Here is a 23,526-nt window from a genome sequence, read left to right as displayed (position 1 = left end):
GCAAGGGAGCTAAGCAATACGAAGTATTGATATAACAACTAATCTATAAGTTAGTCTACAGTTCAGGAAGCTCATTTTCATCCCATAAATTTAAATATGTCATTTGAATATAAGCGAATGACTTTTCTTAGTAATAAATCTAAAATCCATGCAACTAAAAATGGTACAACAAAGAAGGCAACGACAATAAGTAATACACTTAGCCATGGTGAATCAACGTGCATAAATTTGAATGCATTAATTGGTCCTACCATTCCTATAAAATCAAAACCTGCCGATTCCTTTGTTCCTCCAATACCAATCATTCCTGAGGCAATACCTGATAAAGCTGCTGTAATAAAAATAGGTACCATAATTACAGGGTATTTCACCATATTTGGCATCATCATTTTTACTCCACCAAAGAAAATAGAAAGTGGAATACCTAAGCGATTGACTTGGCTTGTTCCAATTAGAAGGACCGCTTCTGTTGCAGCAATACCAATCGACGCAGAACCCGCTGCAATTCCTGATAAACCAATAGCCATTGCAATAGCTACCGTTGATAATGGTGAAATGATAATAAAACTGAAGACCATCGAAATAAGCATACTCATTAGTACCGGTTGCAATTCAGTAAAGCTGTTCAGCATATTTCCTATCCCGGTTGTAATCAATCTTACATATGGTAACGTAAATACACCTATAGTGGCAGACAATCCACCAATAATTGTTGGAAAAACAATCAGTGCCATACTACCTACACGTTCTTCTACAAGTAAAATCAATAACACTGCGATTGCTGCTGTAATCATCGTATTAATGAGGTCCCCTATACCTGCGATGACCCATGCACCGTTTTTAAATTGAGCTGCGCCACTTCCAACATACGAGGCACTCGCAACGACTGCGATAGCTAAAGGTGTTAGATTAAATTTCATTGCGATAAGCGCACCAATAAGCGCTGGTACAGTAAATTGGATGGCTTGTACGACTCCTAATAAAGTTTTAAAAATAGGATGATATTGCATAAAATACTTGAAAATTTCTCCCAAAATGGCGTTTGGAACGAGTCCCGCGACAATCCCAATCGCTACCCCTGATAAAACTCTAAAAATAAAATCCTTTGGTCCGTCAATATTTCTAATCGCTGACATGACTTAAACCTCCCAATATGCTAAGTAATCAATATGTATATAAAACAGAAGTCTTGATAGGCAATGTATGAGTCAATTAAATGATTCTTTGATGCAATAAACTTAGAGGGATATCTAATAAAATTCATACACGCTTCTCAAGACTATGAACAATAGTATATCATATTTTTCTGAAAATTTAGATAATTATTTTTGGATAAATTTTACAAATTTAGAAAATACTATCTAGAAAGCGAATTATTTAATAATCTGGGTAACTTGTAATACAATCTAGTCCGTGAAAATCTAAAATTCATCATTAATGACAATAGAAAAATTGGTCCTATTTAGTATAGAGCCGAAAATTCACGATAGAATAATCTAAACATATAGAAATCCCTAGTAGAGAATTCGGTCAGCCCAAAAACGCTACTAGGGATTTTGTTTTATATTGTCTTAATTTATTTATCAATTAATATTATGCTTCTTCAACGTCTTCTTCAGTTTCTGTAGGAATCTCTGTTTTACGAGATTCTTTTTTATATTTTTGATACATTAGGAATAATACGCCAATCCATACAGGTATAGAAAGGACTGCTAAACGCGTACTACTATTAATAAGTAAAATCACAAAAATGAAAGCAAAGAATACTAAAATACCATAAGCCATGTATTTACCGCCTGGCATTCTATAATTACTTTCCTTATGCAACTCTGGATTATGCTTCAAGAATCCAAGATATGCAATCATAATTACTGCCCATATTAAGATATTTAATACAGTTGAAAATGTAGTGATTTGAACGAATACTTTCGTTGCGTCTTTAAAAATTGCATTTAAAATAACTGAGATACTTAATAATCCACAAGTCACAAGAATTGCGTAGTATGGAACGCCATTTTTATTTGTCTTGTGTAAGAACGCTGGTCCCTGCTTTCTTCCTGCTAATCCAAACATTGTACGACTATTTGCAAAAATCCCACTGTTACATGATGATGCAGCTGCAGTTAATACAACAAAGTTAATAATTCCTGCAGCAAATGGAATACCAATAAGTCCAAATAATTTTACATATGGACTGTCATCGGGATTTAATTTATCCCATGGTACGACTGACATGATTACAGCTAACGAACCAATGTAGAAAATTAATATTCTGAAAGGTACATTATTAATTGCTTGAGGAATCGTCGTATGTGGATCCTTTGTTTCACCTGCTGTAATACCTATTAACTCAATTCCAATAAACGAGAATATTGCCATTTGGAATGACATGAAAAATCCAGAAGCACCATTCGGGAAGAAGCCACCTTCCTTCCAAATGTTAGTTACTGTTGCTGGACCATATTGTGTCTTCATCGCAAACACAATCATAACGATACCAATAATGATTAACGCAAAATCGTGATGACTTTAATAATTGATAGCCAGAATTCTAACTCTCCAAATAACTTTGCACTAAATAGGTTTAAAGCAACTAAAATTAATATTGTAGCCGCAGCTGTAATCCAGTTCGGCATTTCTGGATACCAAAAATCAACATATTTTGCTACAGCAGTCACTTCTGCCATACCAGAAATAATCCAAGTTAACCAATACGTCCAACCGACCATGAATCCTGCCATAGAACCTATATGGTGATGCGCAATATCCCCAAAAGATTTAAATCCTAAATTAGATAAAAGCAATTCTCCCATTGCTCTCATAAACATAAATAATATAAAACCAACTATAATATATGTCAGTAATATAGAAGGTCCTGCTAAATGAATTGATGCACCTGCACCTAGGAATAACCCAGTCCCAATAGCGCCTCCAATTGCAATCAATTGAATATGCCTATTACTTAATTCTCTTTGCAGCTTATCTGCCATAACTTCATTCTTCTCCATTTCGTGGAGTATATTTATGTCTGAATGTTAATGTATAATTAGATACCCCTTTTTATCTAATAAACAATTCTTCTCAAAATCAAATCATTTATTCTTGTAATTTTTATAATACCCTAAATAATTAAAAACAATCAAATACTTATGTATTCATCGAATCTCCTTCGTTGACATCTGCCTATTTAGAGAAGATAATTTAATTAAGTTAAACAACACGTGTTAGGTAGGTGAAAACATGGACGCTACTAAAATTGATCCTCGTATTATCAGAACTAAAAAATTACTTGTTAATGCCTTTCAAAAAGTATCAAGAGAAAAGAAATTATCTCAAGTAAGTGTTAAAGATATCACCGATGAAGCGACAGTGAATAGAGCGACATTCTATGCGCATTTTACAGATAAATATGATATTCTCGATTACACACTATCTGTAACTATTCTTAAGGATTTAAACGATACTTTAAATATTTCAGAAGTAATTAATGAGGAAATTCTTTCTAATATATTTATTTCTATTGCCTATTATATGGTTGAAGTTCAAGATTCTTGCGAAATGAACAGTGAAGAATTCTGTAATCAAGCGCATAAACGTATCAATAATGAACTGGAGGATATTTTCACTATTATGCTTGAAAATAGTTTCCCTAGTCATGAACGAGAGATACTGGTAAATAGCGCAAGTTTCTTAGCAGCAGGTGTTTGTGGATTGGCTAAGCATTGGTTAGAAACAAGCAAACTCACGCCAGAAACATTTATTAAGAAAAATCTTCCTTACCTCATTCAACATATTACACAACTTTAAATTTTATTTGCTTACAACCACTACTCACACATTGTGAGTGGTTTTTTATTTTTTAATACATTTAAACAACACATATGATTATATGTTGCTTAAGCAACTTTTAATATGAGCATGTTGGTTGTAAAAGAACATCCATGAGCGTATATTGAATTTAAACAACATGTGTTGTATAGATAATAACTGTTGTTTTATCCCTGGAAAATAAGGAGGATATTCATTTATGAAATTATTAGATAGAATTAATCAATTAGCAAATAAAGAAAAAGTTGAAAGTTTAAGTATTGAAGAAAAACAAGAACAACATCAATTAAGACAAGAATATTTGAAAATGATTCGTGGACAAGTACTTACAACATTTTCAACAATGAAAGTACTTGATCCACTTGGTCAAGACGTTACACCAGACAAAGTTTACGAATTACGTGAAGAATATGGCAATATTCAAGAATAATTTGTGGTATAAATAAAGGCGCCATGTACTAAAATAATGTACACGGCGCCACTTATATTTTTAGAGTTTCTAAGATTTTAATCTGTAGAAACTCTTATGCAATAGACCTGGTCTATTGTATTCCTCTAAACAACTAAGATTTTAATCTGTAGAAATTCTAATGTAATAATTATTAACCTTAACAAACTAGAAAGTTAAATTTATGTCCGTCTGGATCAGCGAACATTGCTCCATAATAACCCTGCTTTACTCCTGGTGGATCGATAATCGTTCCCCCTGCAGACTCTACTTTCTCTACTAATTCGTCCACTTCTTTATTTTCTTTCACCCCTAATGAAATCATTACTTCATTAGGATGCGCGTCAACTTCTTGATGTGATACAGATTCGAAATGATTATTTTCTATTAATATCACAATGGTTTGGCCAATCGAAATACCTACCATCTTATCTAACATGTCAGGATTTTTATTAATTTCAAATCCTAATGTTTTAAAAAATTGCTCACTACGGTCTAAATCTTTAACATTTAAATTAAACCACATTGAATGCATCATATCTTCACCTCTTAAATTTGATGATTAACAGAAAGTCTAAAAATCTACTTCGGCAATCCATTTATCGAGTGTTAAACGCGTTGGGTTGATACGTTCCATTTGTACAAAATCAATAACATATCCTTTTTCTTCAAGCCAACTTCTCTCAGCAGTACCACTTGTAAATGCCCCTTCAATTTCTGTGGGTTTGCCTGTCACCGTCGCAAATGTTTTCACTACTTCATTTAAAGTAAGTTCATCAGAAGCAATTTCTAATTCTTGATGATTGTATGATTCTGCATCTTCGAATAATGTGGATGCAATTTTAGCAATATCAATGGAAGAAATCATTGCAAATTTCACATTTGGAATAATAAACTCTGGTATTTTAATTTCTCCATTTTCTACTTTGGTGATTCTTAAGAAATTATCCATAAAGAATGAAGGTTTGATAATTGTAAAATTTAAACGTGATGCTTTGATTTTATTTTCCAATTGGGCTAAAGCTTCAAAATGCGGGCCAGTTCTATCGCGGTTCACTCCACCAGCCGTACTATAAACTACATAATTGATCCCTTGTCTTTCGGCCGTATCAATAATCATTTCACCTTGTCTTAATTCTTCTTCAACATTATCTGGAATAATCGGCTGAACACTATACAATCCATACTGACCTTGCATTGCTTGAGCCAAACTATCTTCGTTGCTTAAATCTCCCTCGAAGATTTCAAGATGCTCATTCTCAATAGACGTTAATTTCTCATTATTTTTATTTCTTGTAAAAGCACGCACATGCCAACCATCTTCTAACAATTGTTTCACAACAGCATTACCTTGTTTACCAGTTGCTCCAATTACTAAAATACTTTTTGTCATTTTATCTCTCTCCTATTGTAAAAACCAATAATCTTCTTTTTCACCTTTTAAATAAGTATATTCTTCAGGCGTATCTCCATTTTCTTTAATATTCAAATTGATTACATCACGAATATCCCAAACGAGATGAATAAATCTTTGAAGTTGATTACCAAAGAATCCATTTGGTGCATTCATGTTCAATACCTTTTCCACTTCTTCTACTGAAATACTCATTTTATTTGCAATATCTTCCATACTTAACGTTGATTGATTGAAATGTTTTTGTAATTCTATAGCAGTGATACGTCTTTGTTCTTTATTTAATGACATGAGTCAATCACTCACTTTCATATAATTTCATTGTTATATAGTCTCTTATTTGATTTCGTATTTAGCATGACTTATAATAAACGGAGTATTATCCGTTTGTAAATAATTATTAATTAAGAAGGTGAATGTATTGCGAAAAGATGCTTTAGAAAATCGTCAACGCATAGAAGAAAAAGCCATTGAGTTATTTAAAGAACATGGTGTTGATACCGTCAGCATGAATAGGATTTCTAAAGAACTAGGAATTGGTATGGGTACACTTTATCGTCATTTTAAAGATAAAAGCGATTTGTGCTATCACATTATCGAACATGATTTTGATGAAATTATCCATCAAATGAAGCGTGTAGCCTCGACTTCTCATTCTAAAGAAGAGATTATGAAACAATCCCTAGATGTTTTTCTTAAATTTAAATTTGAAAATAGTGATTTATTAAATTGTATTGAGGAAAGTAATACTAAGACTCAATTTCATCATAGCCAATTTTTCTCTGACTTATTCGATTTCTATTATGATTTATTTCATGACGGTCATGATGAAAGATGGGTTACATTCAAAACGGATATGCTATTAAAGTCTTTATCTACAAATGCTTATGAAATTCAAAGAAGTAAAAGACAACTTTCAAATAACGAAATTAGAGATAACTTAATTAGACTATATTTAAATTAATCGAGGTGTTTGAAATGGATAGAGTAACGTTAATTACTGGTGGAAATAAAGGTTTAGGATATGAGGCAGCTAAAGAATTAAAAGCGAAAGGCTATAAAGTTTATATTGGATCAAAAAATGAAGAACGTGGTCAAAAAGCTTCTAAAGAATTAGGTGTTGATTACGTACAACTTGATGTTAGCGATGATGAGTCAGTTCAACAAGCTTTCAAAACCCTTTCCGAAAAAGAAGGACGTGTCGATGTACTTATTAATAATGCTGGTATTTCAGGCGGATTTGCCAAAGTAGCCGACATAACTATAGAAGATGTTGAAAAAGTTTATAACACAAATGTCTTCGGTATCGTTCGAATGATGAATTCATTTATCCCATTACTAGAGCAATCACAACAGCCTGTAGTCGTTAACGTAAGTAGTGGTTTAGGTTCATTCGGTATGGTGACAAATCCTGATAAAGCTGAATCAAAAGTGAATTCCCTCGCTTATTGTTCTTCAAAATCAGCGGTGACAATGTTGACTTTACAATATTCTAAAGGTCTTCCACACATGCAAATTAATGCTGCAGACCCAGGTTCAACTAACACTGATTTGGTTGGAGACTTCAGCAACAACTCTAAACCAGCATCAGAAGGCGTCAAACCAATTGTTGAACTCGCCACAATCAATGCTGATGGCCCAACTGGCACGTTTATCGACGGTGACGGCCCAATGCCTTGGTAATTTTGTACGTGTTTGCTTTTATCTTTAATGGGAAAAACGTAGTGCATTAAAAGTAAATCGCACATAATAAACACAAAAAATTAGTTTTATCAATCTCTGGAGGGATTTCAAGTGAAAAGTATTAATTTTGAAGAACATTACGTCGTTGATGACATTCAGAAAGAAACAATGAAGTCCATGTCTTCAGACCCTAACGGTGTTCCAATGCAAACCATGCTAAAAGGTCTAGAACAAAAATCAGGCTTTACGAATGCAGATGACATTACGAAACATGATGAGCGTATCAAATTCATGGATGAGCATGATGTTGAAATGCAAGTATTGTCATATGGTAATGGTGCACCTTCCAATTTAGAAGGCGAGCGTGCCATCGAACTATGTCAACAAGCCAATGATACATTAGCAAAATATGTTAACGAACATCCAGATAGATTTGTGGGATTTGCAACATTACCTATCAACGAACCTCAAGCAGCAGTTGAAGAATTCAAACGTTGCATTAAAGAATTAGGTTTTAAAGGTGCATTAATTATGGGACATCCTAAAAATGGCTTCCTAGATCAAGATTAATACGATGATTTATTTGCAACAGCTGAAGCATTAAATGTACCTATTTACTTACATCCTTCTCCAGTTCAAAGCGATGTCTACCAAGCTTATTATAAAGGTAATTATTCAGATGTAACTGCAGCTACATTCGCTTGTTTTGGTTACGGTTGGCATGTAGATGTAGGTATTCATGCTATACACCTCGTATTATCTGGTGTCTTTGACCGTCATCCTAACTTAAATATGATTATTGGACATTGGGGAGAATTTGTTCCATTCTTCCTTGAACGTATGGATGACATCTTATTTGCTGACCATTTAGAACACCCTATTAGTTATTATTTCAAAAATAATTTCTATATTACGCCAAGCGGAATGTTAACTAAACCACAATTTGATTTAGTCAAAGCAGAAGTCGGTGTCGATCGAATTTTATATTCAGCAGATTACCCTTACGTTGAACCTGATAAATTAGGCACATTCCTAGACGAATTAGATTTGACAGAAGAAGAAAAAGAAAAAATTAGCTATAAAAATGGTGCTAAATTATTAGGCTTAGAAAAATAAATAGACTCAAATGGAGGTTTTTCAAATGGAAACTTTAGAATTACAAGGTGCTAAATTACGTTATCACAAAATTGGTAAAGGTCCTGTACTTATTTTAATTCCCGGCGCAAATGGAACTGGTGACATTTACATGCCACTAGCTAAACAAATCCAAGATCATTTCACAGTGGTTGCAGTAGATCGTCGCGGATATGGTCAAAGCGAATTAACTGAACCGTTACCAGAAGAAGTGTCAAACCCTGACAGTCGCTATCGCGTTAAACGTGATGCTCAAGACATCGCTGAATTAGCGAAATCATTAAGTGATGAACCTGTATACGTGTTAGGTTCAAGTTCAGGTGCCATTGTAGCTATGCACGTTTTAAAAGAACATCCAGATGTTGTGAAACGCATTGCTTTCCATGAACCACCTATCAATACTTTCTTACCAAATGCTAAGTATTGGCAAGATAAAAATGAAGAAATCATAGATATTGCAGTTAATGAAGGCATGCCTCAAGCAATGAAACTTTTCGGTGAAACATTAAAAACAAGTCAACTTGACCAACAATATATGTCTAAACCTGCACAATCTGAAGATGACGCGGAAAGTAAAAAACGCTTTGAAGAAATGCTAGGTTGGTTCAAATATGAAATACGACAATACACTGAATCTGATATTTCTATTGAGGATTTAAATCAACATAAAGATATAATTACGCTATTAAATGGTACAGACTCTAAAGGTTCTTTCCCTCAAGAAGTAAACTTCTTCATTAAAGATGAAACTGGAATTGAAATTGTTGATATTCCTGGCGGTCACTTAGGTTATATTCAGAAACCTGAAGGCTTTGCTGAAGTTTTATTAAACATTTGGAATTAATCCGTTTTAGAAGTTTAAAAAGGAGTTTGATTCAATGCTATTTGAACGAAATAAACCTTATACCAACGAAACTTTATTGGATAAGGAAAATATTTTAGAGTTAATTCAATTTGAACGTTTCTGTAGAGACAATGCTTTATGGGATAGTATGAGAAGCTGCTTTGCAGAAGATTCTCGTGTAAATATTTCATGGTTTGATGGTACAGGTGAAGAATTTGTCACATCTTCTGAAGAAATGAATCGCTATGCTCCACATCAAATTTATAATACGCAAATGTGGATAAATGACAATCGTGCTATCGCTATGATGCAAGCTACAATACAATTTCGAGTTGATATCAAAAACGTTGAAATGCAATTAGATTCTGACGCTAAAATTATTTATAGTCTCGAAAAAAATGAAGAAGGTATTTGGTTAATTAAAGGTTTAGGTTCCATTTATGAAAAAGATAAATTAACACCTGTGATACCAACTACTATTAATTTACCTAACTCAGACTTTGAAGGATATCGTAAAAGTTATGCTTGTTTATCTTATGCACTCAATGAACTCGGTTATGACGTTAATCATGACTTACCAGGTATTGATCGACCAGAGGCAGTTAATAAATATTACGAACAGCTCGATCATTGGTTAACTCAAAATGAAGAATAAGCAATAAGACAGAAATATCATTTAGAAAAATTATTTTCACTATCCCAATCGTAGAAACTACAAAGTTAAATGTAATAATTAAAAAGGCATCCGCCTCCTTACGGTATAGAACGAGTGCCAAGATCTTGGCTCCTCGTCTCGTTCCCGTAAGAAAGCGTGATGACTGAAACTTAAAAGGAAGTATATAGAATGAAAAAGATAGATTTACATGCACATTATATTTCTCCTGGCTTTAGTCAATTTCTTGATGATTACTTTGATGGCAAAGGTGATGGCGTGAAGACGCCCCCATTTTCACCAGAATCATATATCAATTTAATGAAAGAACAGGATATTGAATATGGTGTCTTATCCATTTCAAGTCCACACATCAGTGCTGCACCAGATGACAAAATGTTAGAACTTGCAGAGGAAGTTAACACATACGCAGCCGACATCACTCAACAATACAGCGATCAAATTGGATTCTTCGCTACTTTACCGTTACCGCTCGCAGAAGAAAGCGTCAATACAATAGACAAAGCGCTAGATGACCAACAAGCTTTAGGCTTTACATTGCCTACCAATGCACGTGGCGTCTATTTAGGTGATGAACGCTTAGACCCAGTTCTTGAAAAGTTAAATGAACGTCAAGCTACAGTTGCTATTCATCCTAACGAACCAAAACCTGCGATTAAAGCAATGAGCGAGGAAGTTCCGCCACCATTAATGGAATTTATCTTTGATACGACACGTACAATTATTTATATGAGTCAGAAGAATGTCTTTAGTAAATATCCTAATATTAAATGGATTGTCCCTCATTGCGGTGCATTACTACCTGTCATCGCTCAACGTGTGGCTATGGGTAATAAGATGTTTGGCTCTGAAAAACACCCCGACGATTTAGAACAAGTGATGAAGAACCTCTACTTCGATTTAGCTGGAAAGGTTTTACCTTATCAATTGCCTACATTATTAGAAATGGTTGATCCAGATAAGATTGTCTATGGTTCTGATGCACCTTATACGACGAATCAAGTCGTCTCAATGTTAGCCAATGAAATAGAATCAACAGATTTAATTACAATTGACTCTAAAATTCATATGTTATATGACAACGGCGAAGCGTTATTAGATAAAATGAAATCTTAATTTTCTACAATAACTATCCCCACACAATAGCGAACGGTTTTACCAACGCATCTGTGTGGGGTTGTTTAATATTATTCTAAAATTGTGTCCATAGAGCGATTAACACTGGCCGCATACATGCCACCAAATTTAAGTAAGTGCACCATGAGTAAGTATAATCTATAAAATTCTAATCTCTTTTGAGCACCCTTCGCTAATGGAAAATGCTTTTCATATTCATCATAAAATTCTTCCGTAAAACCACCGAAAACTGTAGTAATTCCTAAGTCAAACTCTCTATCACCATAAAGTGGTGCCGGATCAAATAAAGCTGGACTTCCATCTGTAAGAAACATATAGTTGCCGCCCCATAAATCGCCATGCAATAAAGAAGATTTACTTTCATGGTTATCCAATTCATTCACCATTACAGTTCTCACTTGTTCATAAACGTTGTTGTCCTCTTCATTCCATAAACCCTTTCGCATGAGTTCATCTCTTAAATGGTCCATTCTTCTATCAATAAAAATTTCTTTCCATGTATCCGTCCATGTATTATCAAATGAAATATCTCCACCTTCATGTGGTAAACTAAAACCAAATTTACCATCGGGTTGCTGTTGACTATGCATTTTCGCAACAAGTTGCCCAAGTTCACGTTGACTTCCACGTCCACCTTCTTCAAGATAACTTAAAATAAGATAGGCATCACCATTGATTTCGCCACTAGCAATCACACGTGGCGCCGTGACTCCAGCATTTTCAAATTCATTCAACCCAGCAATTTCAGCTGCATAGAATGACTCAGGTCTATGACGCTGAACAAGTAAAAAGAAAATGCCATCTTCAGTTGTAGTCACTTTAAACGCTTCATTAACATCTCCACCACTTACAGGCGAGATATCCTTTATTCCTTCTAAAGGTAGTTCTTCTTTCCATTCTGCTTTCATGCTTTCACCTTCCTAAGAAGTTTATCGTTATTCCTTATTATATTTCCTATTCTGTAGATGATTAATCTCAACTTCAACTTTATACTTTGTAATTAAGTCAATTTTTTAACTTTCACTAATTTAACTATGAAAATATTTATTAAAATGCTAGTCTATTAAAAGAATGGATTTCAAATATATTAAGTTGGGGATAGTAAGCCTCAAATATAATGAAATAGGAGCGTTATCATGTATAAATTAGTTAAACCTTTCTTATTTAAACTAGATCCTGAGCGTGCACATGGAATGACCATTGATGCCCTCAAAACAGTGCAAAAATTTCCAATCATGTATTCAATCATGGATAAACTTTTCAATTATAGTAATCCTATACTTGCTCAAACAATCCATGGCATCAAATTCAATAATCCTATAGGACTTGCTGCTGGATTTGATAAATCTTGCGAAGTACCTAAGGCCTTAGAACATGTTGGTTTTGGCGCAATTGAATTAGGTGGTATTACACCTAAGCCTCAACCAGGTAATCCAAAGCCACGTATGTATCGTTTAGTTGAAGATAATGCATTAATTAATCGTATGGGTTTCAATAATATTGGTATGAACAAAGCGCTTAGTAACATACGACGTCATGCCTACACTATTCCAGTTGGTATAAATGTGGGCGTGAATAAGAAGACGTCATACGAAAACCGCTATCAAGACTATATTAAAGTAATTGACACATTTAAGAATGACGTCACTTTCTTTACTGTAAATATTAGCTCTCCAAATACTGAGAATTTACAGAATTTCCATGACAAAGATGAATTTTCAATGCTTTGTGAAGCTTTAACTCATTTTAAATCTAAAAATGAAATCAATGTACCTATATTCTTAAAATTAACTTCAGACATGGAATTAGAAGGTTTCAAAAACATCTTACCGTCAATTACGAAAACGTTTGACGGTGTTATCCTTGCCAATACAACGCGTCAACGTGATGGATTAACTTCAGACAATAAAACTGAAGAAGGCGGATTAAGTGGTAAGCCTTTATTTGAACGCAACTTAAAACTTGTTAAATATGCATATCAAGAGACGCAAGGTAAATTCTTAATTATTGGTACTGGAGGCATCTTTAGTTCAGAAGATGCGATTAAAATGTTAAGAAACGGTGCATCATTATTACAAATTTATTCTTCTTTAGTCATTGAAGGTCCAGGTTTAACTAAGAAAATAAATAAAGAAATTGCACAGTATCTAACTGAAAATAATTATCATAATGTAAGTGATATTATTGGTTTAGATGCATAATTTAATAATCTGTTAGTCGTAAATTCATATTAATTATATTTAACCTTTAAAAAATTCTTTACATATATTTAAAACGTTTTATACTGTAATAAAAATATGTGTTTCATGAATTTAGGAGGCATAAAGATGAGTGACGAGAACAAAGATAAAAATGAACAAGTGAAGCAAGAGACATCGACTGAAATGCCTAAGCAACATGAGGATAATGAAGATGAACGACAAGGTTTAAACGGTTATCGAAAAACAGATTTAGACTTAGAAATTGAACGCGAATTACGTGAAATGATGGAAACAGGCGAATTAGAGAAACAAACTGAGAGCAAAAAGTTTAAGATATTCTCACTTTTATCAATGATTGTTATCGCAGGTTTAGCCATATTTAGATTTATTCATAAAATGATGTAATGCTATAGAAAATCCCAAACGTAGAGAAGTAGCCTATACTAAAAAGCTCATTTCCTTCTACTTTTGGGATTTTTATCGTTAAAACTGTTGTAAAAATGCATTTGCTTCTTTATTAATTTGTTTAAAATCAATGCCTTGTTTCATGGCTGCAAAGACACAACCACAATAACACTGTCTAAATATATTGTAGTCTTTACATATTTCAATAGAGCGTTCATACCCTTTATTCTTTTTGAAGTCACTCGGCAGATATTTAATATTATAAATATTTTGAACATCCATACCCAACTCGTTAATGAGTTGCGCGTTCTTTTTAGGAGAGAGCGTGATGGCACTTCCGAAATAATCGTAACCATATTTGACTGCCGCTTGCGCTACAATTTCTAAGCGCATTTCAAAGCATGCTGTACATCGTAGCCCTCCCTCAGGTTCTTCAGTAAGCCCCTTTTCTTTGGCCATTTTCATAAATTCATGTGGTTTATATTCCGCTTCAATGTATTCCACATTGGCGCCTGTTTTTTCATTAAAATCTTTTACAAATTGTTCTTGAACTTTAGCACGTCTCAAATACTCACTCTTAGGATGAATATTAGGGTTAGCAAAGTAAATCGCAATATCTGCATATTGTGTAAGAAATTCCAAAGTATAAGTACTACAAGGTGCACAACAACTATGTAATAAAATTCGTGGACGCTCCTCTTCACGTTCCCACTGAGATATCATTTTCCTCAAAACTCTATCGTAATTGATTTTCTGATTTTTCATTTTTGCCAATATTTGATTCGCTTCGATCATGACAAAACCTCCCTTTAATACATCCGGTAAATATAGTTTGACTTTATTATATATTATCAGATGTATAAAGAGAGGCTATTTTAATATTTATTTTTTAAAATACTTAAAAATGAAATTTTCCTTTTAAACATTCATACGCTAGTACTTTATTTTAATCATTCAGTATTCCTTTTTCAGCTTAATAATATACACACAAAACATGAATGCACCAAAAAAGAATCCTGAAATCAATCCATGTAGTATATTATTGGTCCATCTAATAGGATCGTTCCAAAAATAATCTAACATTACCGAAAAGAATGCCATGCAACAACCAAAATAAACCATAAATATAATACTCAATATTGTGTATCGCTTTACTAATTTCTTATATTCTTTTGGTGAATACGCCGCTTCCTCAAAATATCGGTTCTTACTAAAGTTAAATACGATTATCAAATTAAATATAAAGAACGTCGCAAATAAAATTATCGTTTGTATCGAAATAGTGTGATGATACATATCTATACCTGTAAACACTGCAATTAATATTGCAGTAATTATATAGTATATCCCGAACATGTTTGCTAATTTTTGATTGAGCTCCGATTTTTCTCTTTCATCTTTTTTCGTAGAGGTACTTGTGACCCAATTAAGCATTAAATCATTGAATTTACTCATCTCGTTTCACTCCTCAATATCTTTTCTCAATGTCAAATATATACGACAAGTTCAGGTGTGTCAAATATAGCCGACATTTTTAATAGTTTTAATTTGAGGACACTCATTTATATTTATAGTATGATCGCTTTAGAAAGAAATTTTGTAAATAAAGGGGTTATAAAAATATGACACAATTACATCCTTATTTATCATTTGAAAAAGCTAAAGATGCTATTGAATACTATGAAGATGTGTTTGGCGCAACAAATGTGAATAGATTAGCAGTTGGAGAAGAGCAAGCTGAGAACTTTGGTTTAACAAAAGATCAAGCTGATGAAGCGACAATGCATGCTGAATTTGAAATATTAGGTGTTAAAATCTTATGTTCTGATTCTTTTGGTCGCGTGGAAAACATTAATAATGGAATATCATTATTAATTGATTATGATGTTAATGATAAAGACGATGCTGAAAGAGTTGAAAATTTCTACGATAGAATTAAAGATCATGAATCTTTAAATATTGAAATGCCTCTTGCTGAACAATTTTGGGGCGGAACAATGGGAGCATTTACGGACAAATATGGTGTACGTTGGATGCTTAACGGCCAAGATTATTCGAAAATGAATAAATAATAAGTTATTCGGAAAAATAACTCCTAAAATGAAGCACTTGAGACTTCTTTTTAGGAGTTTATTTAATTTGTTACGTCAGTTTTACGTGGTTGCGTTTCCCTAGCAGTCAACTTCCCTCTCAGTATTTTCAACTTCTTTTTTCTCTTCTTATAATCGTTGCAGGACCATAATTCACGATTTCATAAAAATGTTGAATCAATGCTTCTTGTGAAATTCTATTTTCATCTTCAACCCAATGACGTATCAATGATAAACCTGCTCCTGAAACATAACTCATAAAATATGGGAATGGAATATCGCCGATTTTGTCATCGTCGTTTACAACATTATTAAGGTGGCCTGTTAATAATTCATATAGTTTCTCATGCAAATTAGAGTCTTTTCCAATATTAAACATCAGTTTATAAAATTCTAGATGCTTTCCTATACTACTAATTACAAATTCCATTGTTTCTCGTAGCTGATTTTCAGAAAAAGTTTCATTATCAAAATGAGTATTTCCTTTTATAAAACTTCGTATCTCATCAATCTTTTCATTTTCCATTTGATCTAATAAATCATATTTATCTAAATAATGTGTATAGAATGTACTTCTGTTAACATCTGCCATATCTGAAATTTCTTGAATTGTAATATCACCAAAGCTTTTCTTGTTGAGCAATGAAATGAGCGCGTCTTTAATAGCTGTTTGTGTTTTTCTTACTCTTCTATCTTGAGACATCATGTCACCTTCTATTAATTTCTTTCCACAATTATAAGCAATGTGTTGGATTTTAGACAAACTTAAAGAAATGAGGATTGTTATCTATATTCCCTCTTTGTATGATGAAGATGTATTGAAAATGATTCTCAACAAAGGAAGGGGTAAGCTATGAAACAATTATTAGGAAATCCAAATTTAGAAGTGACTCATGTTAACGATGTAAAATCAGGCACTAACCATATTGTTGTAGACAGCGTACAATATGGTAACCAAGAAATGATCATGGAAAAAGATGTCAAAGTTATTATGAAAGATGGCGAAGCATTATATTTAAATATTTTCAGACCTAACAAAGAAGGACGCTTTCCAGTCGTTATGTCAGCGGACACATATGGGAAAGATAATAAACCTAAAATCACTAATATGGGAGCAAAATGGCCTACTTTAGGAAATATAGCGACTTCAAGTTTCACACCAGAAGAGTCTCCAGATCCTGGATTTTGGGTGCCTAATGATTATGTCGTAGTTAAAGTAGCACTGAGAGGTAGCTCTGGTTCAAATGGTGTGTTATCACCTTGGTCAGAACGAGAAGCTAAAGATTATTACGAAGTGATTGAATGGGCTTCACAACAAGAATGGAGCAATGGAAGTGTTGGTACAAATGGTGTTTCTTATCTAGCTGTTACTCAATGGTGGGTAGCCTCTCTAAATCCACCTCATTTGAAAGCTATGATTCCTTGGGAAGGTTTAAATGATATGTATCGTGAAATCGCATTCCACGGTGGTATTCCAGATACAGGTTTTTATCGCTTTTGGATTCAAGGTATTTTCGCAAGATGGCCAAAAAATCCTAATATAGAAGACTTAATTAAAGCACAAAGTGCGCATCCACTTTTCGATGATTATTGGAAAGCACGCCAAGTTCCTCTATCAAATATACGTATTCCTTTATTAACTTGTGCAAGTTGGTCTACGCAAGGATTACACAATCGTGGCTCTTTCGAAGGCTTCAAACAAGCAAGCTCAGTTGATAAATGGTTATATATACATGGACGTAAGGAATGGAAAGTTACTATGCACGTGAAAATCTAGAAAAACAAAAGTCATTCTTCGATTATTATTTAAAAAAAGAAGACAATGATTGGAAAGATACACCTCATGTGACTTATGAAGTTAGAAATCAATTCTATCAAGGTCATTATCGGAAAGCTTCTAATTTTCCTATTCCAAATACACAATATACTTCTCTATATTTAGAAGGAGAAGACATGTCATTAACTCATGAAGTACCAAATCAAACTCACGTTACAAGTTATCATTCTGAAAAAGATACTGACGAATTACGATTTACTCATACCTTTTCAGAAGATACAGAAATCACAGGTAATATGAACTTAAAATTGTGGGTTTCAACTGAAGAAACTGACGATATGGATATCTTTGCAGGAATCAAAAAACTCAATAAACAGGGTGAAGAAGTTCATTTCCCTGACTTTAACCACATTGAAAATGGACAAGTAGCTACAGGTTGGTTAAGAGTTTCACACCGAGAACTAGATAAAGACAAATCAACCATTGCACAACCTTGGCACAAACATGAACAAGAATTAAAAATTAAAAATGGTGAAATTGTACCTATTGAAATTGAGATATTACCTTCAAGCACATATTTCAAAAAAGGAGAATCTATTGTAGTTGTGATTAAAGGAAAGGAAATCATTAAAGGCAATAGCTCTCCAGGTTTAAGCACACGTTATGAACATCATGAAACTGTCAATCAAGGTATCCATCATGTTCATACCGGTGGAAACTATGACTCTCAATTGATTATTCCAATCATACCTCAATAATAAAAAGCACTAACTAAGTCATGCTAAGCCAATTTTGAATTACTCAAATTCTAATTGACTTAGTTGCTTATGTTAGTGCTTTTCTTCTAACTATTAGTAACCTGAACCAACTTCTTCGCCATCTTTATCATATTTGGTAACAAGACCATCTTCTGAATCTACAGTATATGATCCAGCTAAATCACCGTTTTTATCAGTAAATGAGAAGCCCCAATCACCATCATCTGTTTTTTCAGGTTCTTTATAAGTATATTTACTTGTATCTAAATTGTGACCTTCGTATGATTCAACTTTATCGATTACATTATCACGTGTCACTTCTTCAGAATCATCATTAGAGTCTGATTCTGAGTCACTCTCTATATCTTCATCTACATATTTGTCGATTTCATCTTCATCAAATTTCAAATCTACATCTGTTACTCCACCATCATCTTCACTTGCGCTAGCGACATTTACAGAATTAGATTTAAATGTTTTGCCTTCGTATGAACCTTCAGCATGTACTACAACATCTTCATCAGGATCATAAGGACCATACGTTTCTGATGATGATTCATCACCTATTTGTTTGCCGTTTGCATATATTTTCACATTATCCAACATATAACCACCATCTACAAAGACATTGAAGCGTTTTTGTTTGAATGATTCATATGCATTCGACGTATCATCGCTCATATTTATCACGATTGCGCCGTTAAATTTCTTACCATCCATATTTTTAGTTGCTTTTAAATTATAATTACCAATTGGAAATGTTCCTAACTTTTTCTCTTCATTTTCATTAACTGTAATTGTATGTTTCTCATCATTAAATTGATAAGTCACTTTTCCGCTATTACTTGCTAAAAGATTGATAGAATGTTGAGGAACGTCAAATTGATAATTGTCAAAGAATAAATATTTTTTCCCATCTTTAGAAATATTTAAAATATTATTTCCATTTGCATCTACTGAGGAATTTTTATAATAATTATCTTTAACTTCTTTTGTAGTTTGTTCAATGCTGTTGCCTACATGAGTTAAATCATCTTCCTCTTTAATATAATTAAGGTATGCACGAGCTTCTTCTTCACTCAAGTGACTATTACCAGATGTCACTTCTTTAGATAAAGCTTTCGCATCATCTTGTTTAATTGCATGCGCAATTTGAGACGCTTGCTTTTCTGGTGACAATTGACTTTTCAAAATTAAAAACAGTGCAATCAAAGCTATAATGATTACTGCAACAATAGAAATAATTATCCATGTCTTCTTATTTCCATTATGTGTTGGAGCATGATGATGATTTGAAGTTTGGCGATACTGAGGATGAGAATGACTTTGATGATGTTGATTGACTGGCGTACCACAATTCGTACAAACTTTCACACTTTCACGTAAAGGTTGACCACAATTACTACAATACTTCATTAGTAATTCATACCTCCTTCAAAAATATCACCTAAACGATCAATTAAGTTTCCGAATATCTGATTAAAGAATGATTCTCCAAAAATACTTATAAATAAGAAAACCACAACGCTAAATATAATTATTCCGTAAAAGCTAGATAGTCGTGTGTCATGATTGGCACTATATTTGGCAATCAAGTACACACCAGAAACTACTAATAATAAGATTGATAATATAAATACTGTTGACGCAAAACGATAAGAATGCGCAAAAAACAATATAATAGAAATAAGTAATACTGCAACGGTCACGCTGTTGATAAGAACATAATCTGAGAGTACTTTTTTAAAGGTAATAGGTTGTCTTACAACTAAACGTGTCACACCATATGTTGCTCCTATGATTACTGCTAAAAAGAGAACAATCCCTAAAAGTATAGATATTACTATGGATCCTTTTGAAGTGCCTATATAAGCGACTTCAGATGGAATCATTGCCCCAATTAAAAGTGCTATCAAAATCAAACCTATGATAAGAAGAGAAAATAATAATTTAAAACTAAACGTATGTTGGCTTTTAATGATTTGATCTGGTGAAACAAATGCGCTTTTAAAGAAACCTTTACTTTCCTCTGTTACTTCTTTAGCTTGTTCACTAAATTGGTTAGGCTGATTAGCTTGTTGTTGTTGTTTATCTTGATAAGAATGATATGACTGTGGATGTGTGTGTTGCTCATATGTAGAAGTATTGTGATGATGAGGTCTTTGTTGCTCATGAGATAATTGTTGCTGACCTTTATGTTGTGTAGTTGAATGTTGCTCGTTCATGCTTTCAGCGTCGTACATAGACTTGTTATTTCCTGTTGAATCTTGATGTGGTGCTTCGGATTCTGTATGTTCTGCATTTGAAATATCCCTTTCAGCAGAATGCACAGCTTTTGAACGTTTTTCGATTTTATGCCCGCATTCCCCACAGAATAAATCGTCTGGTTCAATTGGATTTCCACATTTTGGACAATGCATAAATGTCCCTCCCATTTTAATTTTTTGAAATCTTTAAAATTATACCATTACATTTATATTGTTATCTACAGTAATTTAAATATTTTTATTGATTCACGTTATTTTAATTTAAAATTTAGTGGTATAGCAACATAAAAAGCCCCTAAGACTATTTTGCTAATGAAAATAATCTTAGAGGCATGATAAAGAATCAACTCATTATCGATTTATAATAAGTTAATGATAGTAACCACTATTTATATGATCCCCATCTATATTACCTTTAGAAATAAATTTTTCTTTAGTAGAAATATAATATATGTAAATTGTTCTTCCTGATTTATCTTTAACATCTATAACAGAGTCGCCCCATTTCATATAAGGATGTAACACATAAGAGTGGTTAGAATCAGAGGGAGCACTTTCATCAAATTGTTTTATTATATCTTTTGCTTCCGAAAGTGTTAAATCTGTTTTCTTCTTTTCTTGATTGTCATTTTCTTTATCATCAGATTTTTCCTTATGTTCTTTATCTTCTTTTTTATCTTTGTTTGAGTCATCTGAATCAGTGTCATCATCATCAAACTTATTTATTTCTTCCGGATCGAATGAGAGCGTGATTGTTTTGTATTCTTCAGTTCCTTCAGGTAATTTTACTTGCTCACGATTTGTTTTAATAAGATGCTTACCAACTTTGCCTTCAAGGTGTACAACCACCTTTTCATCTGAAGTATATGGGCCATACGTTTTATATTCTTCTAATTTACCTTTATCTTTATCGTTAATAAATAATCGTATATCTTTCACTTTATAAGTATTATCTGCTTTGATCATAAACCGTTTTTCTTTAAAATTTTCTTTAACGATTGAGCGAGCGGGTGTCATTAATATCGTTAAATTTCCCTTGAATGTTTTATTACCAACTTGCTTTTTAGCTTCAAGCTGGTAATTTCCAAGTGGAAATGTGCCTACATGAGCAGTTTCGCTTTTCTTCAAATGAATCGTATGCTTTTTACCGTTATATTCATAATTAATTTTTCCATCATCTTGTGCATACATATCAATTGAATATTTAGGAATATTAAACTCGTAATGATTAAACAAGCCATAACGCTTACCTTTTTTAACAACTTGAATAATTGCTAAATTATTAATACTCACAGTGTGTGTTTTCGTCTTCGATGTATTCATTTTATCAAGACTATCTTTCAAATCTTGCGTTAGTTCACTTAATTTGCCTTCATTTTTCAAAAAACGAAGATACGCTTGTGCTTCACTATCGTCGAGCTTCTTGCCGTCAGAAGTTAATAATTTAGAAAGATGACGAGCGTCTTCTTTTTTAAGTGCATCTGATATTTGATCAACAGTTTGTTCAGGAGAAAGCTGATGTTTCAGAAAAAAAGAAGAGTGCAATCAGTGTTATCGTGATCATAGCGACGAGAATTGAAATAACAATTAACGGTTTATTCGGCTTCTTAAATTGATACCCATCATGATAACGACCCGGAGGATATGGCTGATGAACTTCATGTTTAGGTGCTGTTTGTGTTATATGACCTATTGGCCTGCCACATCTCGTACAAACTTTATGACTAGGGTTTAAAGGATTTCCACAGTGTTTACAAAACTTCACTTAAATCACTCTTCCAAATAATTTACTAAAGTTTTGCATTAGTGTACCTTCAATGATATTTTGACCAAAAACTAAAATGATAATTGAAAGTACAAATAATAGAATCAAAATTCCATACAAACTTGAAATTCTTGTATTGTATATTGAACTATATTTCGCAAGCATGAATGCTGGTGATATTGTTAAAAATAAATACATGATGATAATAATCAGCGAAGCAAATTTGTAAGAACTTAACGCAAATAAAAACGCTGAAAGAATTAATAAAGCAACTGTGAATGTATTGATTAATATATAGTCTGAAAATACTTTATTGAACTTAACTTCTGGAAGTATCGTTAATCTGACAACTAAATAAGTGATGCCGATGTGAACGGCTAAGATAATAGCTAAACTCACTATAAATTTAAATACGATACTAGATTTTGACACTTCAAAAAAACCTACTTGGTCTGGAATTAATGCATTAAATAACAAGGCAACTACAGCTAATCCAGCAATGATGAGTATTAAAAGTAATTTAGTACTAAATGTTTGCTCCGTTTTTAAAACTTGATCTGGATGTGTAAATGCACTTATAAAAAATTGCTTCATTTCATAGAATGTATCTTTATTATTACTTTGTGTACCTTGTTCTAACGGCGTTTCAATATGTTCATGCGTATCATTTTGATTGACTACTGACTGATTGATGTTTTGGTGCTGATGGAATGCTTGTTCCTTTGAATTTGTAGTTACTTCTTCAATTTCCTTTGTTACTTGTGTTTGGATTACACTTTGTTCACCTTGTGCCTCTTTATTTGCAGTTTCTGATGTTGTCTTTGTAGTTTCTGCTACGCTCTCAGGGAGCTTTGTGCCACAGTTGCCACAAAAGACGTCTTCTTGTTGATAGTTCTGACCACATTTAGGACAATTCATAGATGTTTGGACCTCCAATATTAAGATAATTTAGATTATATACTATATTTATATTGACATCTATATAATTTTATATTTATATAATATTTCTAGAGTAATCCACACTTTTTAACATAAAAAAGAGATTATGAAAAAAGTATTGTACTTAAAGGACAAACGAAGTATTGATGGCGACACGCCTGCA

General features: G+C 33.0%; 23 protein-coding genes and 3 pseudogenes. 12 read left to right on the top strand and 14 right to left on the bottom strand.

Features of this window, described 5'->3' with window-relative positions; genetic code table 11:
• Positions 1 to 77: 77 nt before the first annotated feature.
• Both HMPREF3264_RS01540 and HMPREF3264_RS01535 read right to left on the bottom strand, forming a co-directional pair.
• Positions 78 to 1,136, bottom strand: a complete 1,059-nt coding sequence (locus HMPREF3264_RS01540) for a PTS sugar transporter subunit IIC (protein WP_070871701.1) — start codon at positions 1,134 to 1,136, stop codon at positions 78 to 80.
• Positions 1,137 to 1,593: 457 nt separating this feature from the next.
• Positions 1,594 to 2,990: pseudogene (locus tag HMPREF3264_RS01535) on the bottom strand (amino acid permease).
• Between the two features lie 250 nt (positions 2,991 to 3,240).
• On the opposite strand from HMPREF3264_RS01535, the gene HMPREF3264_RS01530 reads away from it, so the two are divergent.
• The gene (locus HMPREF3264_RS01530) at positions 3,241 to 3,807 is read left to right on the top strand and encodes a TetR family transcriptional regulator (protein WP_070871700.1); all 567 of its coding nucleotides are present in this window, start codon (positions 3,241 to 3,243) and stop codon (positions 3,805 to 3,807) included.
• A 220-nt stretch (positions 3,808 to 4,027) separates the two neighbouring features.
• Positions 4,028 to 4,258 carry a DUF896 domain-containing protein gene (locus HMPREF3264_RS01525; protein ID WP_070871699.1) on the top strand — a complete coding sequence of 77 codons (231 nt, stop codon included), beginning with the start codon at positions 4,028 to 4,030 and terminating at the stop codon, positions 4,256 to 4,258.
• 178 nt (positions 4,259 to 4,436) lie between these two features.
• Here HMPREF3264_RS01525 and HMPREF3264_RS01520 read toward each other — a convergent pair whose 3' ends face one another.
• Genes HMPREF3264_RS01520 through HMPREF3264_RS01510 form a run of 3 tightly spaced genes read right to left on the bottom strand, consistent with a single transcriptional unit; the run spans position 4,437 to position 5,981 of the window.
• Positions 4,437 to 4,814 carry a VOC family protein gene (locus tag HMPREF3264_RS01520; RefSeq protein ID WP_002444390.1) on the bottom strand — a complete coding sequence of 126 codons (378 nt, stop codon included), beginning with the start codon at positions 4,812 to 4,814 and terminating at the stop codon, positions 4,437 to 4,439.
• A 36-nt stretch (positions 4,815 to 4,850) separates the two neighbouring features.
• On the bottom strand, positions 4,851 to 5,669 hold the full coding sequence (locus HMPREF3264_RS01515; RefSeq protein WP_070871698.1) for an NmrA/HSCARG family protein: 819 nt from the start codon (positions 5,667 to 5,669) through the stop codon (positions 4,851 to 4,853).
• A gap of 12 nt (positions 5,670 to 5,681) precedes the next feature.
• A complete protein-coding gene (locus tag HMPREF3264_RS01510) occupies positions 5,682 to 5,981 on the bottom strand; it encodes a DUF2316 family protein (RefSeq protein WP_070871697.1) in 300 nt (99 codons plus the stop codon).
• A gap of 130 nt (positions 5,982 to 6,111) precedes the next feature.
• Between HMPREF3264_RS01510 and HMPREF3264_RS01505 the strand changes: the two genes are divergently transcribed.
• The 6 genes and pseudogenes from HMPREF3264_RS01505 (at position 6,112) to HMPREF3264_RS01480 (ending at position 11,140) form a co-directional block, all read left to right on the top strand.
• Positions 6,112 to 6,654, top strand: a complete 543-nt coding sequence (locus tag HMPREF3264_RS01505; RefSeq protein WP_070871696.1) for a TetR/AcrR family transcriptional regulator — start codon at positions 6,112 to 6,114, stop codon at positions 6,652 to 6,654.
• Between the two features lie 14 nt (positions 6,655 to 6,668).
• The gene (locus HMPREF3264_RS01500; protein ID WP_070871695.1) at positions 6,669 to 7,373 is read left to right on the top strand and encodes an SDR family NAD(P)-dependent oxidoreductase; all 705 of its coding nucleotides are present in this window, start codon (positions 6,669 to 6,671) and stop codon (positions 7,371 to 7,373) included.
• A 111-nt stretch (positions 7,374 to 7,484) separates the two neighbouring features.
• Positions 7,485 to 8,489: pseudogene (locus HMPREF3264_RS01495) on the top strand (amidohydrolase family protein).
• A 25-nt stretch (positions 8,490 to 8,514) separates the two neighbouring features.
• Positions 8,515 to 9,351: an alpha/beta fold hydrolase gene (locus HMPREF3264_RS01490; RefSeq protein WP_070871694.1), complete on the top strand. Its 837-nt coding sequence runs from the start codon at positions 8,515 to 8,517 to the stop codon at positions 9,349 to 9,351.
• 34 nt (positions 9,352 to 9,385) lie between these two features.
• The gene (locus HMPREF3264_RS01485) at positions 9,386 to 10,006 is read left to right on the top strand and encodes a nuclear transport factor 2 family protein (protein WP_070871693.1); all 621 of its coding nucleotides are present in this window, start codon (positions 9,386 to 9,388) and stop codon (positions 10,004 to 10,006) included.
• Positions 10,007 to 10,195: 189 nt separating this feature from the next.
• The gene (locus HMPREF3264_RS01480; RefSeq protein WP_070871692.1) at positions 10,196 to 11,140 is read left to right on the top strand and encodes an amidohydrolase family protein; all 945 of its coding nucleotides are present in this window, start codon (positions 10,196 to 10,198) and stop codon (positions 11,138 to 11,140) included.
• Between the two features lie 71 nt (positions 11,141 to 11,211).
• Here HMPREF3264_RS01480 and HMPREF3264_RS01475 read toward each other — a convergent pair whose 3' ends face one another.
• Entirely contained in the window at positions 11,212 to 12,069 is an 858-nt protein-coding gene (locus HMPREF3264_RS01475; RefSeq protein WP_070871691.1) for a fructosamine kinase family protein, read from the bottom strand.
• A 228-nt stretch (positions 12,070 to 12,297) separates the two neighbouring features.
• Here HMPREF3264_RS01475 and HMPREF3264_RS01470 point away from each other — a divergent pair, with 228 nt between their 5' ends.
• Both HMPREF3264_RS01470 and HMPREF3264_RS01465 read left to right on the top strand, forming a co-directional pair.
• Entirely contained in the window at positions 12,298 to 13,362 is a 1,065-nt protein-coding gene (locus HMPREF3264_RS01470) for a quinone-dependent dihydroorotate dehydrogenase (RefSeq protein ID WP_070871690.1), read from the top strand.
• 183 nt (positions 13,363 to 13,545) lie between these two features.
• Complete coding sequence (locus HMPREF3264_RS01465) at positions 13,546 to 13,767, top strand: hypothetical protein (RefSeq protein ID WP_176746805.1); 222 nt, start codon at positions 13,546 to 13,548, stop codon at positions 13,765 to 13,767.
• Between the two features lie 78 nt (positions 13,768 to 13,845).
• On the opposite strand, the gene HMPREF3264_RS01460 is transcribed toward HMPREF3264_RS01465, so the two are convergent.
• Positions 13,846 to 14,562, bottom strand: coding sequence for an epoxyqueuosine reductase QueH (locus tag HMPREF3264_RS01460; RefSeq protein ID WP_070871688.1), 717 nt, complete (start codon positions 14,560 to 14,562; stop codon positions 13,846 to 13,848).
• Between the two features lie 159 nt (positions 14,563 to 14,721).
• Positions 14,722 to 15,222, bottom strand: coding sequence for a hypothetical protein (locus tag HMPREF3264_RS01455; RefSeq protein ID WP_070871687.1), 501 nt, complete (start codon positions 15,220 to 15,222; stop codon positions 14,722 to 14,724).
• Positions 15,223 to 15,389: 167 nt separating this feature from the next.
• Here HMPREF3264_RS01455 and HMPREF3264_RS01450 point away from each other — a divergent pair, with 167 nt between their 5' ends.
• Positions 15,390 to 15,839 (top strand): VOC family protein, encoded by a 450-nt coding sequence (locus HMPREF3264_RS01450; RefSeq protein ID WP_002444416.1) that lies wholly within the window; start codon positions 15,390 to 15,392, stop codon positions 15,837 to 15,839.
• A gap of 127 nt (positions 15,840 to 15,966) precedes the next feature.
• Here the strand turns inward: HMPREF3264_RS01450 and HMPREF3264_RS01445 are convergent, their stop codons facing one another.
• Entirely contained in the window at positions 15,967 to 16,560 is a 594-nt protein-coding gene (locus tag HMPREF3264_RS01445; RefSeq protein WP_070871686.1) for a TetR/AcrR family transcriptional regulator, read from the bottom strand.
• Positions 16,561 to 16,710: 150 nt separating this feature from the next.
• Here HMPREF3264_RS01445 and HMPREF3264_RS01440 point away from each other — a divergent pair.
• Positions 16,711 to 18,392, top strand: a pseudogene (locus HMPREF3264_RS01440) (CocE/NonD family hydrolase).
• Positions 18,393 to 18,485: 93 nt separating this feature from the next.
• On the opposite strand, the gene HMPREF3264_RS01435 reads toward HMPREF3264_RS01440, so the two are convergent.
• The 5 genes from HMPREF3264_RS01435 to HMPREF3264_RS01420 all read right to left on the bottom strand — a co-directional run bounded on the left by HMPREF3264_RS01435 (position 18,486) and on the right by HMPREF3264_RS01420 (position 23,342).
• Positions 18,486 to 19,808 carry a zinc ribbon domain-containing protein gene (locus tag HMPREF3264_RS01435; protein ID WP_070871685.1) on the bottom strand — a complete coding sequence of 441 codons (1,323 nt, stop codon included), beginning with the start codon at positions 19,806 to 19,808 and terminating at the stop codon, positions 18,486 to 18,488.
• Positions 19,808 to 20,812 (bottom strand): zinc ribbon domain-containing protein, encoded by a 1,005-nt coding sequence (locus tag HMPREF3264_RS01430; RefSeq protein ID WP_070871684.1) that lies wholly within the window; start codon positions 20,810 to 20,812, stop codon positions 19,808 to 19,810. The genes HMPREF3264_RS01435 and HMPREF3264_RS01430 overlap by 1 nt, the downstream gene beginning before the upstream one ends.
• 216 nt (positions 20,813 to 21,028) lie before the next feature.
• Positions 21,029 to 22,204: a TcaA second domain-containing protein gene (locus HMPREF3264_RS01425; RefSeq protein ID WP_256323949.1), complete on the bottom strand. Its 1,176-nt coding sequence runs from the start codon at positions 22,202 to 22,204 to the stop codon at positions 21,029 to 21,031.
• Complete coding sequence (locus tag HMPREF3264_RS13095; RefSeq protein WP_371106814.1) at positions 22,164 to 22,424, bottom strand: zinc-ribbon domain-containing protein; 261 nt, start codon at positions 22,422 to 22,424, stop codon at positions 22,164 to 22,166. Before HMPREF3264_RS13095 ends, HMPREF3264_RS01425 begins: the two co-directional genes overlap by 41 nt.
• Positions 22,425 to 23,342 (bottom strand): zinc ribbon domain-containing protein, encoded by a 918-nt coding sequence (locus tag HMPREF3264_RS01420; protein ID WP_070871683.1) that lies wholly within the window; start codon positions 23,340 to 23,342, stop codon positions 22,425 to 22,427.
• Between the last annotated feature and the right edge of the window lie 184 nt (positions 23,343 to 23,526).

The organism is Staphylococcus sp. HMSC62A08, assembly GCF_001839105.1.
GTDB classification, from domain to species: Bacteria; Bacillota; Bacilli; order Staphylococcales; family Staphylococcaceae; genus Staphylococcus; species Staphylococcus caprae.
This window is presented reverse-complemented; position numbering and strand designations above follow the sequence as displayed.

What these genes read in the sequence shown, in the direction of transcription:
- HMPREF3264_RS01530 (WP_070871700.1), top strand. Translation starts at nt 3,241, where the DNA reads ATGGACGCTACTAAAATTGATCCTCGTATTATCAGAACTAAAAAATTA.
- HMPREF3264_RS01525 (WP_070871699.1), top strand. Translation starts at nt 4,028, where the DNA reads ATGAAATTATTAGATAGAATTAATCAATTAGCAAATAAAGAAAAAGTT.
- HMPREF3264_RS01470 (WP_070871690.1), top strand. Translation starts at nt 12,298, where the DNA reads ATGTATAAATTAGTTAAACCTTTCTTATTTAAACTAGATCCTGAGCGT.
- HMPREF3264_RS01515 (WP_070871698.1), bottom strand. Translation starts at nt 5,669, where the DNA reads ATGACAAAAAGTATTTTAGTAATTGGAGCAACTGGTAAACAAGGTAAT.
- HMPREF3264_RS01465 (WP_176746805.1), top strand. Translation starts at nt 13,546, where the DNA reads ATGCCTAAGCAACATGAGGATAATGAAGATGAACGACAAGGTTTAAAC.
- HMPREF3264_RS01420 (WP_070871683.1), bottom strand. Translation starts at nt 23,342, where the DNA reads ATGAATTGTCCTAAATGTGGTCAGAACTATCAACAAGAAGACGTCTTT.
- HMPREF3264_RS01430 (WP_070871684.1), bottom strand. Translation starts at nt 20,812, where the DNA reads ATGCATTGTCCAAAATGTGGAAATCCAATTGAACCAGACGATTTATTC.
- HMPREF3264_RS01480 (WP_070871692.1), top strand. Translation starts at nt 10,196, where the DNA reads ATGAAAAAGATAGATTTACATGCACATTATATTTCTCCTGGCTTTAGT.
- HMPREF3264_RS01435 (WP_070871685.1), bottom strand. Translation starts at nt 19,808, where the DNA reads ATGAAGTATTGTAGTAATTGTGGTCAACCTTTACGTGAAAGTGTGAAA.
- HMPREF3264_RS01455 (WP_070871687.1), bottom strand. Translation starts at nt 15,222, where the DNA reads ATGAGTAAATTCAATGATTTAATGCTTAATTGGGTCACAAGTACCTCT.
- HMPREF3264_RS01510 (WP_070871697.1), bottom strand. Translation starts at nt 5,981, where the DNA reads ATGTCATTAAATAAAGAACAAAGACGTATCACTGCTATAGAATTACAA.
- HMPREF3264_RS01485 (WP_070871693.1), top strand. Translation starts at nt 9,386, where the DNA reads ATGCTATTTGAACGAAATAAACCTTATACCAACGAAACTTTATTGGAT.
- HMPREF3264_RS01475 (WP_070871691.1), bottom strand. Translation starts at nt 12,069, where the DNA reads ATGAAAGCAGAATGGAAAGAAGAACTACCTTTAGAAGGAATAAAGGAT.
- HMPREF3264_RS01500 (WP_070871695.1), top strand. Translation starts at nt 6,669, where the DNA reads ATGGATAGAGTAACGTTAATTACTGGTGGAAATAAAGGTTTAGGATAT.
- HMPREF3264_RS01445 (WP_070871686.1), bottom strand. Translation starts at nt 16,560, where the DNA reads ATGTCTCAAGATAGAAGAGTAAGAAAAACACAAACAGCTATTAAAGAC.
- HMPREF3264_RS01540 (WP_070871701.1), bottom strand. Translation starts at nt 1,136, where the DNA reads ATGTCAGCGATTAGAAATATTGACGGACCAAAGGATTTTATTTTTAGA.
- HMPREF3264_RS01520 (WP_002444390.1), bottom strand. Translation starts at nt 4,814, where the DNA reads ATGATGCATTCAATGTGGTTTAATTTAAATGTTAAAGATTTAGACCGT.
- HMPREF3264_RS01460 (WP_070871688.1), bottom strand. Translation starts at nt 14,562, where the DNA reads ATGATCGAAGCGAATCAAATATTGGCAAAAATGAAAAATCAGAAAATC.
- HMPREF3264_RS01450 (WP_002444416.1), top strand. Translation starts at nt 15,390, where the DNA reads ATGACACAATTACATCCTTATTTATCATTTGAAAAAGCTAAAGATGCT.
- HMPREF3264_RS01490 (WP_070871694.1), top strand. Translation starts at nt 8,515, where the DNA reads ATGGAAACTTTAGAATTACAAGGTGCTAAATTACGTTATCACAAAATT.